The sequence below is a fragment of the Uruburuella testudinis genome, assembly GCF_022870865.1.
Classification (GTDB): Bacteria; Pseudomonadota; Gammaproteobacteria; order Burkholderiales; family Neisseriaceae; genus Neisseria; species Neisseria testudinis.
Genome location: NZ_CP091508.1, coordinates 731,906 through 748,869, shown reverse-complemented (window position 1 = coordinate 748,869; position 16,964 = coordinate 731,906). Strand labels below are relative to the sequence as shown.

Here is a 16,964-nt window from a genome sequence, read left to right as displayed (position 1 = left end):
ACACCCTATACACCACATACAGCGGCAGTCATGGCTGTGATCGGGCTCAAGCTTATCTGTTATAGTATAGCATTCCGAAAGTAATGGCTACATTCAGAGCCGCCATCAGCCAAAAACGGTGTATAAAGCTGGCTTTAACGGTTTTGTGGCGGAACACCAACCGCCCCAACTGCGCCCCCGGCCAACCGCCGGCCAGCGCAACAACATGCAGGCTTTTTTCGGCAATCCGATGTTTGCGCCCACCCTTTCCATTGCTCATGGCGGCGGCCTTATCAAAGCCATAGAGGCAAAACAACAAGGCGCTCACCACCCCATAAAAAGCCGCAAGTTTTACAGAACAAACAGCCACCAACGGCAGATATACGGCAGCCGTAATGATACCCGCCCGGCGCATTAATATTTCATCAACACCGCGCCCCAGGCAAAACCGCCACCGATGCCCTCCAGCAGCAAGGTCTGCCCACGCCGGATTTGGCCGTTGCGTATACCGGCATCAAGGGCCAGCGGAATGGATGCGGCGGAAGTGTTGGCATGTTCGGCCACGGTAAGAATCACTTTATCCATGCTCAAGCCCAAATGTTTGGCGGTGGATTCGATAATACGCTTGTTGGCCTGATGCGGCACAATCCAATCAATATCGGCAGCACTCATGCCCGCCTCGGCAATCACTTCTTCAGCCACTTTTGCCAGCGTTTTTACGGCAAATTTAAACACACCGGGGCCATCCATTTCTACATAGGGATTGCCGCATATTTGGCCGCCTGCCATGTGTGCAGGCACTTTCAACAGCGGCAGGTAGGCGCCGTCGGCCTGAAGCTTGCCGGCGATAATGCCCGGCTCTTCCGAAGCCCCCAACACCACCGCTCCGGCACCATCACCAAACAACACGCAAGTGCTGCGGTCGTTCCAGTCGAGAATACGGCTGAATGTTTCTGCACCGATCACCAACGCCTTTGCAGCCATACCGCTTTTAATATAGGCATGGGCGGTATTGAGGGCATACATAAAGCCGGCACAAACAGCAGCCACATCAAAAGCCGGGCAGCCTGCGACGCCCAGCTTGTGCTGCACGATAGAAGCGGTGGAAGGGAACTGCATATCGGGTGTGGCGGTGGCCACGATAATCAAATCGATTTCATCGGCGCCAAGCCCGGCATCATCCAAGGCGCGGCGGGCGGCGGCTACGGCCAAATCGCTGGTTTTTTCATCATCATCGGCGATATGGCGGAATTTGATTCCGGTGCGGGTGGTAATCCATTCATCGGAAGTATCTACTTTTTTCGCAAGATCGTCATTGCTGACACGGTTGGCAGGCAGATAGCTGCCGGTACCGAGAATTTTGGCATACTGCATGGGCATCGCCTTCGGGTTATCTGTTTTATGTTAAAGGGGTTTATTGTAAGGCAATCCCCGGCTTCCCCCAACGTTAAATCGGGCAGATTACGCGTTTTTTCATTACCACAACATGACTATTGCCATATGATTTTGCTTGCAGACGGCATTTTGATGCCGTCTGAAAATATATTTTCTACCCTGTTTTATACGATATTATCGACTGCCGGTTCTTGTTTGGTTTCCAGCTTTTTATCGGCCAATACCGCCAGCTGCGCCGCCACACCCTGCTCGATTTTAGCCAGGCTGTCGGCACGCGCTTCATAATAAGCCTCTTCAAGCGCATAATAAAAACCGGCCGCATCGGTGCCGCCGTGGCTTTTCACCACCACCCCGCGCAAACCGAGGAAAATGGCACCGTTAAAACGGCGCGGATCCAGCTTGGTTTTAAGGCCTTTCAAAGCAGGCATGGCCATTACTGCCGCGGCCTTGGTAAACAGGTTGGCCTGAAATTCCTGCTTAATCGCGCCGCCCATAAATTTCACTGCGCCTTCAATGGTTTTTAAGACGATATTGCCCACAAATCCGTCGGCCACCACCACATCAACCTCGCCGCTGAAAATCACATTGCCTTCAATATTGCCGACAAAATTGAGATTGCTGCCGCTCAGCAGATTAAAGGTTTGCTTGATGGTATCGGTGCCTTTAATGTCTTCCGTGCCCACATTAAGTAAACCCACGCGCGGGCTGCCCTTTTCAGGATGCAGGGCCTGCACCAGCTCGCTGCCGATAACGGCAAACTGCACCAATTGCTCGGCCGTACAATCAACATTGGCACCCAAATCCAGCATTAATGTGGTTTTACCCGAAGAAGCCGGCAGAAATTTGGCGATGGCGGGCCGCTCGATGCCCGGAATGGTTTTTAGCACAAAGCGTGCAATAGCCATCAATGCGCCGGTATTGCCCGCAGAAACCGCAGCCTGCGCCTTACCTTCTTTCACTTGGTTGATGGCCACACGCATGGATGAATCTTTTTTGTTTTTCAAAGCCGATTGCGGCGCTTCGTCCATTTCCACCACTTCGCTTGCCGGCTGGATTTCAATACGCGCCATCGGCGCATTCGCGGCGGCAAGCGCTGTATGCAGAGATTGTGGCTCGCCCACCATAATCAGGCGGGCATTAGGCTGCTGCTTTAAAAAGGCAACGGCGCCGGGCACGGTTACCGCCAGGCCGGTGTCACCGCCCATGGCATCTACGGCCAATGTAATCATTAAATGTTGCTCCAATTTTCCGCTTTCAGACGGCCGTTTAATCAAGCAGACCGTGCGGAATCATTATTCGGGGTATTGCTTTAAAACACGACAAACCGGCCTTACCGAAAAACAGGCCGTCTGAAACATCATGACACACCAAAAGCTGTTAACTTGTCACTTTCACAGCTATTTTCACATGTAAGACACACATGCAAGACAAAATCATGCGGCAACAGTTTCCCGACACGGCAGACCGGGGCGTATACCGAAAGCTGCTATGAATCATAGCAACCCGTGCATCCCGATGCTATCGGGCACCCTCAACAGCCAAGCGGTTGTGTTCATCAATATCATCGGCATCCCAAGGGTAGTTAATCCACCAATCTTCCACAGTGATACCGCTGAAATACGGCATACCATCCGGCAGTTCGCCCGCTTTGGCTTTCAGCTTTTCGTGCAGCACAGCTATACCGATGGTATTAAAATCTTCTTTCGCCAGCTCATTCAACACAAACGACAAAGTAACCCTGCTGTCATCCACCTCATCCACTACCAAAACGTTTTTACCGCGCAAGGTTTCCGGCATGGGGTCGAGCCATTGGATTTTTTTAACTTCATCGGTGGTTTTGCCTGCGTCATCGCTATCATAATAAGCAGTGGTAACGGCATAAATCGGAATATCCAAAAAACAGCGCAGGATACGCGCCGGAATAAAGCCGCCGCCGCCGATGGCAATCATGGCATCGTATTGCACGTCTGCCGCCTTGATTTTTTCGGCCAGGGTTTTAATCACCCGATGGATATCGTCGTAGGTATACCAGATTTTTGTTGTCATGATTTTCACTACCGCAACCGGTTCAAACAGCGCGAACCGCAGATTGTTTAACGCAAAAAAGCCAGTAATTGCGGTTTCAGGGCAATCGTCTGGCTTTCATCTTTCATAAAGGCAGAAGTGGATTATTCGCCTTTGGCTTTCACCACTTTACGGCCACGGTACATGCCGTTGGGCGAAATGTGGTGCGGGCGGTGCACTTCACCGGTGTTGCCGTCAACCGACAGCGCCGGTGCAGTCAGCGCATCGTGCGAACGGTGCATACCGCGTTTAGAGGGAGATTTTTTGTTTTGTTGAACGGCCATTTCAAGCTCCTAAAAATATAAAAATACAAAACTGGTTAGCGGCTGTTTTTCAGCCCTGCCAATACGGCAAAAGGATTGGGTTTATCTTGATTGACTTCGGCCAATGCATCATTGCCGCAATCCTCATGCCGCGGCGAAAACGGTATTGCCATCAGGATTTGGTCTTCTACCAACGTACGCACATCTAATGCTTTTTGGAGCAGCATCCCTTCCAATTCATCATCGGAAAGCATGGCTTCATCCAAACCCTCATCATCAGCAAACAGCACAATACGGCTGCTTTCATCAAACGCAAACGGCATGGGCTTGACACAGCGCTGGCAAAACAGCGGCACATCGCCTTTCACGCTCAAATCCAAATACAAACGCTGCCAACGATCCCGCCCGCCTTTCAGCACAAACGACACCTCAGCCTGCTTATCTGCCAAATACTCGTGCAACCAAACGCGCCCGTCAAGCTGATTCAGCGCCCATTTGCCTTGCAAACAGCGCCCTTCGGCGGCGAACACTTCGGGGTCAATCAAATTAGGGTCTAACATAAACGGGGTATGATATAATTTCAGAAGCTTAACGTCAATGCTTTTACACACATGAATACAAAACTCCCGCTTATTTTAGGCTCAAGCTCGGTTTTCCGCCAACAGCAATTGCGCACGCTCGGGCTGATTTTTGAAATAGCCAAACCTGATTTCGACGAAACCGCCCGCACAGGAGAGTCCGCAGCCGATACCGCATTAAGGCTGGCCGTGGGCAAAGCGCAATCTCTGGCCGCTGCTTTTCCGCAAGCATTGATTATCGGTGCAGACCAAGTCGCATGGTGCAACGGACAACAGCTGGGCAAACCGATGAGCGTGGCAAATGCGCAACATATGCTGGCAGCGCTCTCAGGCAAAACGCTCACCTTTTACAGCGCCCTGTGCCTTCTCAATACTGCATCGGGCCGGCTGCACACCCATACCGACACCACCACAGTTACCATGCGCGCCTTGTCATCCCGGCAAATCAGCCGCTATCTCGAACGTGAGCCTGATGCGATATACTGCGCCGGCGCAGCCAAAAGCGAAGGGCTGGGCGCAGCTTTACTGCAACGCATCGACAGCAGCGATCCCAATGCCCTGATCGGTCTGCCGATATTCAAACTGGTGGATTTTTTACAGGCAGAAGGCATGCCTGTATTATAAGTATCATAAGTTTTTCAGACGGCCTCATTTTATTTCAGAGCAATGATGACAACCAACACCCCCACACTTTATCTCATACCTACACCGCTGGGCACGCCCGACACCCCCTGCCTGCTGCCGCACGAGCAAGCCCTGATTACCGGCCTGACCGATTTTGTGGTAGAAGCCGAAAAAACCGCCCGCGCCCACTTAAAACACTTAGGCATCACCACTCCCATCCGTGAGCTGAACCTGCAAACCTTAAATGAACACACCGATGCCAAAACCCTGCCGGCGCTGCTGCAACCGCTGCAACAAGGCCGCAATATGGGTCTGCTCAGTGAAGCAGGCTGCCCGGCAGTGGCCGACCCCGGTGCCGACCTGGTCGCCCTCGCCCACCGCCATCACTTCAAAATACACCCTCTCATCGGCCCCTCCAGCCTGCTGTTGGCTTTAATGGCCTCAGGTGCCAACGGGCAAAATTTTGCCTTTAAAGGCTATCTGCCCGCCGATAAAACCGAGCGCCCCGCCGCCTTGAAAAGCTTGGAACAACGCTCGCGCCAACACAACGAAACCCAACTGTTTATTGAAACCCCTTACCGCAACGATGCCATGCTGGCCGATGCCCTCGCCACCCTCCACCCCGCCACCCGCCTGTGTATCGCTTGTGATTTGACCTTGCCCACCCAAACCATTATCAGCGCCACCATCGCCGATTGGCACCAACGGCCTGCTTTGCCTGATTTAAAAAAACGCCCGACGATTTTTGTATTGCATGCCGTCTGAAACTTCAGACGGCCTCAAATTAGGCGATGCCACAGTAGTTTGTACGAATTTAGCACTCATGAAATACAGATATCCGATAAAATACAGCAAATACAACATATCCGAAGATAAAATCGGTATGAAAAAATTACCGAATTACGAATAGAAGCATTTAAAATCAGCAAGATAAATCAACATACCGATTTAAGCTTGCCAAAACAAAAATCACCCTCTATAATGCACAGCTTATTCGGAATGTAGCGCAGCCCGGTAGCGCACTTCGTTCGGGACGAAGGGGTCGGAGGTTCGAATCCTCTCATTCCGACCAAATATTTCAGCCTGCTTTGAATCATCAAAGCAGGCTGATTTACGTTCAGACGGCCTAAGATGTCCTAACCATTCATATATTATCTTTTTTACGCCAAAAGCATATCCGATACATTTTCAGAGGCAAAATACACCCGTAAATTGAATGGTTAGGAATATACTCTAATGCTTCATATCCATTCAAAACCTGCGTTGGCGCAACCTCAGTTTGAAGAGAACAGGGCTGGCAACAGAGCAAGATGATTCAGTTGAATAACCATAAAATAGCTGACTGGCACCCATTCACAAAAATAAGTTAACTAAAGTGGCGAGCCAACGCCGTTAGGTTATTTTTGTGAATAAATATTAACCCTAAATCAACCCCTGAATCCAAACATTCATAAAACAAAAAACGGAGCCATTCCGGCTCCGTTTTATATTTCAGACGGCCTTATTTTTCAGCCTTATTTTTTCGCTTCGGTATTACCCAGTTGCGGCAATACCGAGCCCTCGCCCAGTTGCAGCAAGCCTGTTTGGGTGTAGATGCCCAATTTGGCGCGGGTATCGGTAATATCAAGATTGCGCATGGTCAGCTGGCCGATGCGATCGGCCGGGGTAAAGGCGGCGTTATCAACCTTTTCCATGCTCAAGCGCTCGGGCGCGTAGGTAAGATTGGGCGATTCAGTATTCAACAACGAATAATCGTTACCGCGACGTAACTCCAGCGTTACTTCGCCGGTAATCGCGCGCGCTACCCAGCGTTGGGCGGTTTCGCGCAGCATCAGTGCCTGCGAATCAAACCAACGGCCTTGATACAGCAGACGACCCAGGCGCAGGCCGTTAATGCGGTATTGTTCGATGGTGTCTTCATTGTGGATACCGGTTACCAAGCGCTCATAGGCAATGTGCAGCAAGGCCATGCCCGGGGCTTCATAAATGCCGCGCGATTTGGCTTCAATGATACGATTTTCGATCTGATCGCTCATACCGAGGCCGTGGCGGCCGCCGATACGGTTGGCTTCGAGAAACAGCGCCACCGGGTCGGCATATTCTTCGCCGTTCAGCGCCACCGGCACACCCTCTTCAAAGCGCACGCTCACTTCTTCGGGCTTCACTTCTACACTTTCATCCCAAAATGCCACACCCATAATCGGTTTCACAATTTTGATGCCGCTGTTCAGAAATTCCAAATCTTTGGCTTCGTGGGTGGCGCCCAGCATATTGGAATCGGTGGAATAGGCTTTTTCGACCGACATTTTGTAGTCGAAGCCGTTGGCAATCAAGAATTCGCTCATCTCTTGGCGGCCGCCCAACTCATCGATAAAGGTTTGGTCGAGCCAAGGTTTGTAGATACGCAGATTGGGGTTGGTAATCAGGCCGTAACGGTAAAAGCGTTCGATATCGTTGCCTTTATAGGTCGAACCGTCGCCCCAGATATTGACATCATCTTCTTTCATCGCAGCCACCAACATGGTGCCGGTTACAGCACGTCCGAGCGGAGTGGTATTGAAATAGGTGATGCCGCCGGTAGATACATGAAATGCGCCGCACTGAATGGCGGCAATGCCTTCATGTGCCAATTGACTGCGGCAATCGACCAAACGGGCTTCAATTGCGCCGTATTCTTTGGCTTTTTTCGGGATGGCAGAGTAATCATCTTCATCGGGCTGGCCAAGATTGGCCGTATATGCATACGGCAATGCGCCTTTAAGTTTCATCCACAATAATGCAGCAGAAGTATCGAGGCCGCCTGAAAAAGCAATGCCCACTTTTTCGCCTATCGGCAGATTTTGTAAAATAGTATGATTTTGGTTGCTCATGCGATAAAGTCCTGTGTTTGACGGCGCCCCAAACGGCAGCCGGACCAAAATGGTTAAAATGGGTTTATTATTGTATGAATCGGCTGATTAGTCCAGCCTTTGGCTGATTTTCACGTGGCATTGCCACACCTCGCTTATCGTTTAAGAAAGCCAACGTATGTCTTTTCATTTAATCATTATCGGCGATGAGATTTTACACGGCAGCCGGCAAGACAAGCATTTTGCATTTTTCAAATCGCTGTTGGCGCAATACGGCCTGCAACTCGGCCTGGTGCAATATTTGCCCGACGACCGCCCGTTGCTGGTTGCGCAATTGCAACGCAGTTTTTCAGACGGCCTGCCGACTTTTGTAACCGGCGGCATCGGTGCCACACCCGATGACCACACCCGCCAAGCAGCCGCGCAAGCATTAAACCTGCCATTGCAACTTCACCCCGAAGGCATTGCCAATATAGAAGCAGTTTCCCGCCAACGCGGCGACACATTCGACTCATCCGCCCACCGCCAACGTTTGCGCATGGCAGAATTTCCGGCAGGTGCCGATTTGATTCCCAATGCGTATAACGGCATCGCCGGTTTTTCTATTTGTGAACATTATTTTCTGCCCGGCTTTCCGATTATGGCGCACCCGATGGCGGAATGGGTATTGAATACATATTATGCCGCCCTATTCCACCAAACACCCCGCAGCCACCGCGCCATTTGGCTTTTTGATCTGCCGGAATCACATATTGCCCCTGTTATGGAGGCAATTGAAAAGCGCTATCCCGGCATACACAGCTACAGCCTGCCGACCGAAGGCGGCATGGATGACGACGGCCGCATCAGCCTTGCACGCGTGGAATTCGGCCTGAAAGCAGAAGGAGCGGCCTGTGCCCACATTGATGCGGCATGGGAAGAAGCATTGCAACAATTACAGGCTGCCGGCGGGCGCTTGGTATTAATGAAATAATCTTGCCCTTTTAAACACCTGTGTCTAAAAAGAAAACTGCCAAACTTCAGGCCGTCTGAACGTTTTCAGACGGCCTGAGGTTTGGCCAAATCGGCCTATTGGGCTATATAACCACATCTTCAGCTTTTTAGACTGCATCAACAACGCTGATTTTCTGCAATAAAAAAGCCATGCCGGCTTATCGGCATGGCTTTTTATATCGGCGCTCTATCAACCTTCAACAGCCACTTCCACTCGACGACCCTCTACTGCATCGCCTTGTGCACCGGTGATATTTTCCGGTTTGCGCAATTCGATATTATCGGCAGCGACACTTTGTGCTTCTAAAAATGCTTGCACAGCCTCGGCACGCTGTTTGGAAAGCGCTTCGTTGGCGGCGGCATCACCTGTGCTGTCCGCAAAGCCGCTTACTACCAGTTTTTTACCTTCTTTACCGGCAGCCACCAAATCAGCAGCCACTTGGGCGGCATCGGCAGCCACATCGTTTTTACCGGTAGCGAAATAAAACTTGGCCACGCCATTATCCACGCTAACACGGGCACTGTCCTCAACTGCGGCGGGTGCCGAAGCCTGAGAAGCCGGCACGGCGGCAGGTTGGGCAGCTTGAGCCGGAGCAGGTGCTTTGCCGTCTTTGTTAGACAAACCCCAAACATACGCAGTCATGATGTGCAGTTTGTTTTTATCAAGGAAATTATCCCATGCCGGCATTTGATTGTGGCGGCCGTTGGTGATGGTTTCGATGATGGCTTTCTGCGTACCGCCCCACAACCATACGTCATCAGTCAGATTGGGACCCAATCCCTGAATACCCTGCCCCTTATCGCCGTGGCAGGTAAAGCAGTTTGCCGGGCCGCCATGAAACAGCGCTTCGCCGCGGGCTGCACGTTCCGCATCATATTGGCCTGCGGGTTTGGACAATGACATCACATAGTTGGCCACATCCTTCACACGCTCCTCACCCAATACCGGCCCCCATGGCGCCATAACGGCAATACGGCCTTTGGCAATGGTTTCTTGAATTTTGTCAGGTTCACCGCCCCACAGCCAATCGTGGTCGGTCAGATTCGGGAAGCCTTTAGAGCCTTTGGCATCCGAACCGTGACACTGGATACAGTAAGTATCAAACAGGTTTTTGCCGATGCGCTGCGCTTGCGGGTCTTGCGCCACCTGCTCAATCGGCATATTGGCGAATTTGGCATAAATCTGGCCGTATTGCTCGTCTGCCTTTTGCACTTCTTTTTCATATTGGTTTTGGCTGGTCCAATTCAGATAACCTTTGTAATCGCCCAAACCAGGATATAAAAACAGGTAAGCCGCACTGAATATCATAGTCAGCACGAAGAGATAAAACCACCAGCGCGGCAGCGGGTTGTTGTATTCTTCAATGCCGTCCCATGAGTGACCCATGGTTTTGACATCTTCACCTTTGGGCGGCATTTTGGTTTTGTTTTGCGACAACAGCAACCAAGCCAAACCGATGAAGCTGAGCACGACAATGGCGGCAATGTATATATTCCAGAAATTACTGGTAAATTGGGAAGTGGTATTCATTATTTTGCTCCGTTATCACGGGGTAACCGGGCAGACTCTTCAGACGGCATGTCATCAGACGGCGTGTCGTTGTCTTCCATAATGCTGTTGGCTGCATCGTTATAATTTTGCTTATTGCGCCGGTTGAGCACGATATACAAAACCAAAACAAAGCTGACAAATACCCATACGGTAAACAATGAGCGTACCCAGTTGATGTCCATGATGTTACCTTACGTTTTTAAGTGCCAGACCCAAGCCTTGCAGATAAGCAATCACGGCATCAAGCTCTGATTTGTTTGCCAAATCTTGGGGGGCTTTATCGATTTCTTCGTCGCTGTAAGGCGTACCGACTGCGCGCAAGGCTTTCATATGGCGCACGGTAGCATCCGCATCCACGGCGTTGCGGGCCAGCCACGGGAATGAAGGCATGTTGGACTCCGGAACCACATCGCGCGGATTCAGCAAATGGATACGGTGCCATTCATCCGAATAGCGGCCGCCGACACGCGCTAAATCCGGGCCGGTACGTTTCGAACCCCATTGGAACGGGCGGTCATACACTGACTCGCCGCCCACAGAATAGTGGCCGTAACGTTCGGTTTCTGCACGGAACGGGCGAATCATTTGCGAGTGGCAGTTGTAGCAGCCTTCGCGCACATAAATATCGCGCCCCGCTACTTGCAAAGCATTGTAAGGTTTTACACCGGGTGCCGGCTCGGTTACCGATTTGGTGAAGAACAGCGGCACCACTTCAATCAGCAGGCCGACGCTGATCACCAAAAAGGTAAACACAATCAGAAACCCGACTTTTTCTTCAGCTAGTTGTTGTAATTTCATTTTGGTAGCCTATATATTTAACTGAGGTTTAATGGTGTTGTGTTTGTGAAATCACGGGGATTTCAGCATCCACAGCTTTGCCACCGGCTACGGTACGGTAAGTGTTGTAAGCCATCAAAAGCATACCGGACAGATACAATACGCCGCCTGCAAAACGAATCATGTAGAAGGGCATGCTTTGTTTTACCGACTCGACAAAAGAGTAAGTCAGCGTGCCGTCATCGTTGAGCGCACCCCACATCAGACCTTGCATCACGCCTGAAATCCACATAGAGGCGATGTACAGCACCACACCGATGGTGGCAATCCAGAAATGCGCTTCAATCAGCTTGGTGCTGTACATTTCTTTTTTGCCCCACAATCGCGGAATCAGATAGTAGATAGAACCGATGGTGATGAAGCCCACCCAGCCCAAAGCGCCGGAATGTACGTGGCCTACCGTCCAGTCGGTATAGTGGCTCAGCGCATTCACCGATTTGATGGACATCATCGGGCCTTCAAAAGTAGACATACCGTAGAATGACAGCGATACCACCAAGAATTTCAAAATCGGGTCGGTACGCAGTTTGTGCCATGCGCCGGAAAGGGTCATGATACCGTTAATCATACCGCCCCAAGAAGGCGCAAACAGAATCAGCGACAACACCATGCCCAAAGACTGTGTCCAGTCGGGCAGCGCGGTGTAGTGCAGATGGTGGGGGCCTGCCCACATGTAGGTAAAAATCAGCGCCCAGAAGTGCACCACAGATAAGCGGTAAGAATACACCGGGCGGCCTGCCTGCTTGGGCACGAAGTAATACATCATGCCCAAGAAAGCGGCGGTAAGGAAAAAGCCCACGGCATTATGGCCGTACCACCATTGCACCATGGCATCAATCGCACCGCTGTAGAGCGAGTAGGACTTCATCGGGCCGGCAGGAATCGCCAGGCTGTTAACGATGTGCAGCAGGGCTACGGCCAGAATAAACGCGCCGTAAAACCAGTTGGCCACATAGATATGCTTGATTTTGCGGGTAGCGATGGTGCCGAAAAACACTATTGCATAGGCAACCCAGATAACGGTAATCAAAATATCGATCGGCCATTCCAGCTCGGCATATTCCTTACCGCTGGTAAAGCCCAAAGGCAAGGTAATGGCGGCCAGCACAATCACCAGCTGCCAACCCCAAAAGGTGATGGCCGGTAAGATATTGCCGCCAAACAGGCGTACATTACAGGTGCGCTGCACAACATAGTAAGAAGTAGCGAACAAACCGCTACCGCCAAATCCGAAAATCACCGCATTGGTATGCAGCGGACGCAGGCGGCCGAAGTGAAACCACGGGCCGATATTCGACAAATCCAGGGACGGGGCAAACAATTGGGCGGCGATAATCACGCCGACCAGCATACCCACAATACCCCAAACTACAGTCATGATGGCGAATTGGCGCACCACCTTGTAGTTATAAGTTTGCGTTTCCATGAGGGTCTCCATTAAACATGGCAATTAACACCTATCGGTTTGCTTCGGCTTTCCAGACCACACCAAAGATATACCCGATTTTTCTTAATTTAACACCGCCGATAACAAATAAACGTACCAAGCGGAAGCTTAACTGGGGTATTCTAAATCAAAACCGGTACCGCACCAAGCCAAATCGGCACAAAACGGTAAATTTTACGGCTTGAAAAAATTCCCTTCAGTCAGTTTTTGTAAGATTATAGATTAACTACATAATGTTTCTTGACACAAATCAAGGAGCGCTTAAAGATTATACAAATCTTAACATTTAAGGCCTTATTCATGCTTCAATACCACATCATTGCGCAGCCACACAGCCATCAATGGCAGATTTGCATTAAATTAGAGCAAAACAGTAACACTTCTTTACAGTTAAGCCTGCCCAACTGGGTGCCCGGCAGCTATCTGATCCGCGATTTTTCCCGCCATATCATCCAAATTAACGCCACATGTAACAACGAAACTGCCGAAATCCGTCAAATCAGCAAAAATCATTGGCAAACCGAAGCGCGGGCGGGAGCGTGGCAAATTTGCTACACCGTTTACGCTTACGACTTATCCGTACGCGGCGCCTATCTCACCTGCGGGCGTGCTTTTTTCGACGGCGCCTGTTTGTTTTTAAGTGTCGGCGGGCGCGAACACGAACCGCACCAAGTGATTCCGGCACAGCTGCCCGCAGACTGGCAAACCGCCACTACCCTGCCCCGGCTTGACCCCAATACCTTTCAGGCGGCCTCTTATGCCGAATTAATCGATCACCCCGTTGAGTTCGGCAATATCGAAACGCTGACATTCACAGCAGGCGGCATTCCCCACCGCATCGCCATCAGCGGTCATTATGCCGATTTCGACCGCGAACGGCTGGTTGGCGACATTCAAAAAATCTGCACCGCCGAGCTGGCCATGTATCCCGAGCCGGCGCCCTTTCAAGAATACCTGTTTCTGCTGCATGTCGGCGACAAGCTTTACGGCGGCCTCGAACACCGCAGCAGCACCGCCCTGCTGGCCGACCGCAACAGCCTGCCCGCCTCCAATATGGCCGAACCAAACGATGACTATATCCAGCTGCTGGGCTTATTCAGCCACGAATATTTCCACGCCTGGAATGTCAAATCCATCAAACCCGCCGCCTTTACCCCCTATCAACTCGATCAGGAAAGCTATACCGAACAACTGTGGGCATTTGAAGGCATTACATCTTATTACGACGATTTGTTTTTGGCACGCAGCGGCGTTATCAGCCCCGAAACCTATTTGAAACTGCTGGCCCAAACCATCACCCGCGTGCAACAAGGCAAAGGCCGTCTGAAACAAACACTGGCCGAATCCAGCTTCAGCGCCTGGCACAAATTCTACAAGCAAGACGAAAACAGCCCCAACGCCATCGTCAGCTATTACCAAAAAGGCGCCCTGGCCGCCCTCTGCCTCGATTTGCTGATTCGCCGGCAAAGCAGCGGCGCACACAGTCTCGACAGCGTGATGCAGCAGCTCTACCGCGATTGGTTCGCCACCGGCGCAGGCATTGCCGAACAGCAATGGCAGGTACGCTGCCAACAGATTACCGGCCTGAACTTGCACGATTTTTTTCAGACGGCCTTATATTCCACTGAAGACTTGCCGCTAAACAGCTGCCTGCAAAGCGTCGGCGTCGCCCTGCAATGGCAGCCCGAAGCACGCAGCCACGGCGGCGGCTTGCTCGATAAAACCGCCGCAACCCAACCCGCTGCCGATTTCGGCGCACGCTATACCCAAAACGGCGACAGCATCACGCTCACCCATGTATTTAACGGCGGCAGCGCCGAAAATGCCGCCCTCTGCCCGCAAGACCGCATCATCGCGCTCAACGGTTTTGCCTGCACCGCCTTTGACAAACAATGGGCCACCCTCAAAACAGGCAGCATCGTGCCACTGCATTACTTCCGCCACGGCGTGTTGCAGCAAACTGAATTGCAGGTGCAAGCTGCCGAAGCCGATACCGCCTTATTGTCAGTTACCGATAACAGCTTGCTGCAACAATGGTTGGGCTATAATACCGTTTCAAACCCATAACCTGACGGCACCGCCCTGCTTTGCCGCATGGCCAATAATGCAGACTTTATGCTTTTTTATCTTTCAGACGGCCTGTATCTCAAATTGAGGCCGTCTGAAAACCCATTCAGATAAGGAATCCCCATGAGCATTTTCAAACTCGCCGACAACCTCTATATCGCCCCGCAACTGAGCCGTGAAGACGCCGCCGAAGCCGCCGGGCTCGGTATCCAAAGCGTGATTTGCAACCGCCCCGATGGCGAAGAACCGCAACAGCCCGCATTTGCCCAAGTGCAGCAATGGCTGGCCGAAGTTGGCATTAACGATACGGCCCACCAACCCGTTGTCGCTCCCCAAATCAATGCCGACGATATTGCCCGCTTCAAACAACTGCGCACAGAAAAACCGGCACCCGTGTTGGCCTATTGCCGCACCGGCACCCGCTGCTCGCTGCTGTGGGGCTTCGAACAAGTGCAAAACGGCGCAACCGTAGCTGAAGTGATGGCGGCTGCCCAAAAAGCAGGCGTTGATTTGAGCGCGTTTGAACCCCGCTTGCAAGATGCCGCCCAAGCCGCAACATCAGGCAACTGAGGTTGACGTAAAACATTCTGAAACCCCGGGGGCTAAGCATGCCTAAGCCGTTCAGCTGCCCTTCATACAAGGCTTCAATGCGGCCAGCCGTCTGCATTGATTTGTGATGCTGTAGCGCTTGATTGCTGCCCGTTCATCAAAATACAGACAACGGCAGCGTGCCCTGCCCTACTGTTTGCAGCGCCTGAGGCCTGCCTCGTATGATGATTAAATTGAACGTCTATCCATTCAAAATAGATATACAAACAAAAAGGCCGTCTGAAAGCATTTTCTTTCAGACGGCCTTTGTATACGCCAGGTTTTCGTGAGCAGAACCCACGCTATACACCCTGTAGGCAGGATTCTTGAATCCGACAGTTTTCCGTCCGACAGTTTTCAGACGGCCAAAATCATTTGGAACCACAAGAATATCGAGCCATTTGTCGGATACCAGCATCCGACCTTGTATATCGAACATGCCGTATCATAGCAAGCCCCCCACTCGGCCGCCACCGGCATCCGTTCAAGGTCAACAACCGCAGCACAGCTTCGGGAACGGACGGGCAGCCCATCAACACAACCGAATGCAAGGCAGGTTTATGATGACCGCACAAAACTACGGCGGTATCGACATCGCCAAGCGGAGCTACACTTGCTCTTCGAACACAGACAGGCCAACGCCGTTAGATGATTTTATGAATCAGCATAACGCCCGACAGAATCTGCCGGTGTTACCCACACATCTACTGCCGTGCCTGCCAATCATCGCGCGTATGCTGCGCCTCTTCAAAATAGTGGTAAAGCGCATCGGCATCACCGCTTTGCAGCAATGCTTGCAGATAAGCCAACTGCTGCTGCTGGCCGGCCAGCAAATCAAGCAGGCTGGTTTTGTTGGCCAGGCAGATATCGGTCCAAATCGCGGGGTGGCTGGATGCGATGCGGGTAAAATCCCGAAAACCCGAAGCGGCAAAATCGAGATAGGTTTGGCCGTCGGGATGGTCGGCGATTTGGTGCACATAGGCATAGGCAATCATATGCGGCATGTGCGAAACGGCAGCGAAAACGGCATCGTGTTCGGCCGCGCTCATGCGATAGGTTTGTGCGCCCACCGCCTGCCATAAGGCCTCAAGGGTTTTGAGGCCGTCTGAATCCTGCCGCTCATGCGGGCAAACAATCAGCTTTTTATGTTGATAAAGGCCGAATTGTGCCGCTAAGGCGCCGTGGCGGTCGGAGCCGGCTATCGGATGCGCGGCGATGCAGTGCGGCAAATGTTGCGGCAGATATTCGGCAAATGCGGCCAATGCCGACTGCTTGGTGCTGCCCACATCGCTCACCAGCGTATGCGGTGCCAACAGCGGCGCCAGCGTGCGGCAAATAGCGGGCAAGGTGGCAACCGGCGTGGCAATCAGCACTAAATCAGCACCATGTATGCTCTCGCTGCATACCTGTTCAAAGGCCGCATCAATCACTCTGCGCTCCAATGCCCGCGCCAGATTGTCGGCATCCAAATCCACGCCCACCACTTTTTCTACCAAGCCCAAGCGCTTCAAATCGAGCACAAACGAACCGCCGATCAGGCCGACGCCGATCAGGGTGATTTGTTTGAGCTTCAGTGGGTGTGTCATAGTGAGGCCGTCTGAAAAAAATAATGAGTGGTGGTCAAATCAAGATTGGCTAAATGATGGTTTTGAGGCCGTCTGAAAACACCGGCGGTGTTTGATACCCATTCACAAAAACAACCTGACCGTGTTGGTGCTTGCCATACCA

At 51.8% G+C, this 16,964-nt stretch carries 17 protein-coding genes and 1 tRNA gene; 6 read left to right on the top strand and 12 right to left on the bottom strand.

Going from position 1 to position 16,964, the window contains the following annotated elements; translation table 11 throughout:
* Positions 1-52: 52 nt before the first annotated feature.
* The 6 genes from LVJ83_RS13570 to LVJ83_RS03385 form a co-directional block, all read right to left on the bottom strand.
* Positions 53-394, bottom strand: a complete 342-nt coding sequence (locus LVJ83_RS13570) for a DUF1294 domain-containing protein (protein WP_280515224.1) — start codon at positions 392-394, stop codon at positions 53-55.
* Positions 394-1,353, bottom strand: a complete 960-nt coding sequence (locus LVJ83_RS03405; RefSeq protein WP_244786322.1) for a beta-ketoacyl-ACP synthase III — start codon at positions 1,351-1,353, stop codon at positions 394-396. The genes LVJ83_RS13570 and LVJ83_RS03405 overlap by 1 nt, the downstream gene beginning before the upstream one ends.
* 185 nt (positions 1,354-1,538) lie before the next feature.
* Positions 1,539-2,603, bottom strand: coding sequence for a phosphate acyltransferase PlsX (gene plsX, locus LVJ83_RS03400; protein ID WP_244786320.1), 1,065 nt, complete (start codon positions 2,601-2,603; stop codon positions 1,539-1,541).
* Positions 2,604-2,892: 289 nt separating this feature from the next.
* On the bottom strand, positions 2,893-3,420 hold the full coding sequence (locus tag LVJ83_RS03395) for a phosphoribosyltransferase (RefSeq protein WP_244786318.1): 528 nt from the start codon (positions 3,418-3,420) through the stop codon (positions 2,893-2,895).
* 122 nt (positions 3,421-3,542) lie between these two features.
* On the bottom strand, positions 3,543-3,722 hold the full coding sequence (gene rpmF / locus LVJ83_RS03390; RefSeq protein ID WP_089035754.1) for a 50S ribosomal protein L32: 180 nt from the start codon (positions 3,720-3,722) through the stop codon (positions 3,543-3,545).
* A gap of 35 nt (positions 3,723-3,757) precedes the next feature.
* A complete protein-coding gene (locus LVJ83_RS03385) occupies positions 3,758-4,261 on the bottom strand; it encodes a YceD family protein (protein WP_244786316.1) in 504 nt (167 codons plus the stop codon).
* Positions 4,262-4,312: 51 nt separating this feature from the next.
* Between LVJ83_RS03385 and LVJ83_RS03380 the strand changes: the two genes are divergently transcribed.
* The 3 genes from LVJ83_RS03380 (at position 4,313) to LVJ83_RS03370 (ending at position 5,975) form a co-directional block, all read left to right on the top strand.
* Positions 4,313-4,903: a Maf family protein gene (locus LVJ83_RS03380; RefSeq protein ID WP_244786314.1), complete on the top strand. Its 591-nt coding sequence runs from the start codon at positions 4,313-4,315 to the stop codon at positions 4,901-4,903.
* Between the two features lie 45 nt (positions 4,904-4,948).
* Entirely contained in the window at positions 4,949-5,668 is a 720-nt protein-coding gene (locus tag LVJ83_RS03375) for an SAM-dependent methyltransferase (RefSeq protein WP_244786311.1), read from the top strand.
* Between the two features lie 230 nt (positions 5,669-5,898).
* Positions 5,899-5,975 (top strand) — tRNA-Pro (locus tag LVJ83_RS03370).
* A 442-nt stretch (positions 5,976-6,417) separates the two neighbouring features.
* On the opposite strand, the gene argG is transcribed toward LVJ83_RS03370, so the two are convergent.
* The gene (argG, locus tag LVJ83_RS03365; RefSeq protein ID WP_244786309.1) at positions 6,418-7,773 is read right to left on the bottom strand and encodes an argininosuccinate synthase; all 1,356 of its coding nucleotides are present in this window, start codon (positions 7,771-7,773) and stop codon (positions 6,418-6,420) included.
* Between the two features lie 157 nt (positions 7,774-7,930).
* Between argG and LVJ83_RS03360 the strand changes: the two genes are divergently transcribed.
* A complete protein-coding gene (locus LVJ83_RS03360) occupies positions 7,931-8,725 on the top strand; it encodes a competence/damage-inducible protein A (protein ID WP_244786307.1) in 795 nt (264 codons plus the stop codon).
* Between the two features lie 210 nt (positions 8,726-8,935).
* Here the strand turns inward: LVJ83_RS03360 and ccoP are convergent, their stop codons facing one another.
* From ccoP to ccoN, 4 genes are read right to left on the bottom strand one after another with little or no spacing between them, the layout of a single operon-like run.
* Complete coding sequence (ccoP, locus tag LVJ83_RS03355) at positions 8,936-10,276, bottom strand: cytochrome-c oxidase, cbb3-type subunit III (protein WP_244786305.1); 1,341 nt, start codon at positions 10,274-10,276, stop codon at positions 8,936-8,938.
* Positions 10,276-10,479 (bottom strand): cbb3-type cytochrome oxidase subunit 3, encoded by a 204-nt coding sequence (locus tag LVJ83_RS03350; RefSeq protein ID WP_244786303.1) that lies wholly within the window; start codon positions 10,477-10,479, stop codon positions 10,276-10,278. The genes ccoP and LVJ83_RS03350 overlap by 1 nt, the downstream gene beginning before the upstream one ends.
* Before the next feature lie 4 nt (positions 10,480-10,483).
* Positions 10,484-11,095, bottom strand: coding sequence for a cytochrome-c oxidase, cbb3-type subunit II (gene ccoO / locus LVJ83_RS03345; RefSeq protein ID WP_244786301.1), 612 nt, complete (start codon positions 11,093-11,095; stop codon positions 10,484-10,486).
* A 28-nt stretch (positions 11,096-11,123) separates the two neighbouring features.
* Complete coding sequence (gene ccoN / locus LVJ83_RS03340) at positions 11,124-12,560, bottom strand: cytochrome-c oxidase, cbb3-type subunit I (RefSeq protein WP_244786299.1); 1,437 nt, start codon at positions 12,558-12,560, stop codon at positions 11,124-11,126.
* A 321-nt stretch (positions 12,561-12,881) separates the two neighbouring features.
* Between ccoN and LVJ83_RS03335 the strand changes: the two genes are divergently transcribed.
* Together LVJ83_RS03335 and LVJ83_RS03330 are read left to right on the top strand one after the other, a co-directional pair.
* Positions 12,882-14,648, top strand: a complete 1,767-nt coding sequence (locus tag LVJ83_RS03335) for a M61 family metallopeptidase (RefSeq protein WP_244786297.1) — start codon at positions 12,882-12,884, stop codon at positions 14,646-14,648.
* A gap of 123 nt (positions 14,649-14,771) precedes the next feature.
* Positions 14,772-15,218: a TIGR01244 family sulfur transferase gene (locus LVJ83_RS03330; protein ID WP_244786295.1), complete on the top strand. Its 447-nt coding sequence runs from the start codon at positions 14,772-14,774 to the stop codon at positions 15,216-15,218.
* 722 nt (positions 15,219-15,940) lie between these two features.
* Here the strand turns inward: LVJ83_RS03330 and LVJ83_RS03325 are convergent.
* Positions 15,941-16,822 carry a prephenate dehydrogenase gene (locus LVJ83_RS03325; protein WP_244786293.1) on the bottom strand — a complete coding sequence of 294 codons (882 nt, stop codon included), beginning with the start codon at positions 16,820-16,822 and terminating at the stop codon, positions 15,941-15,943.
* Positions 16,823-16,964 lie beyond the last annotated feature (142 nt).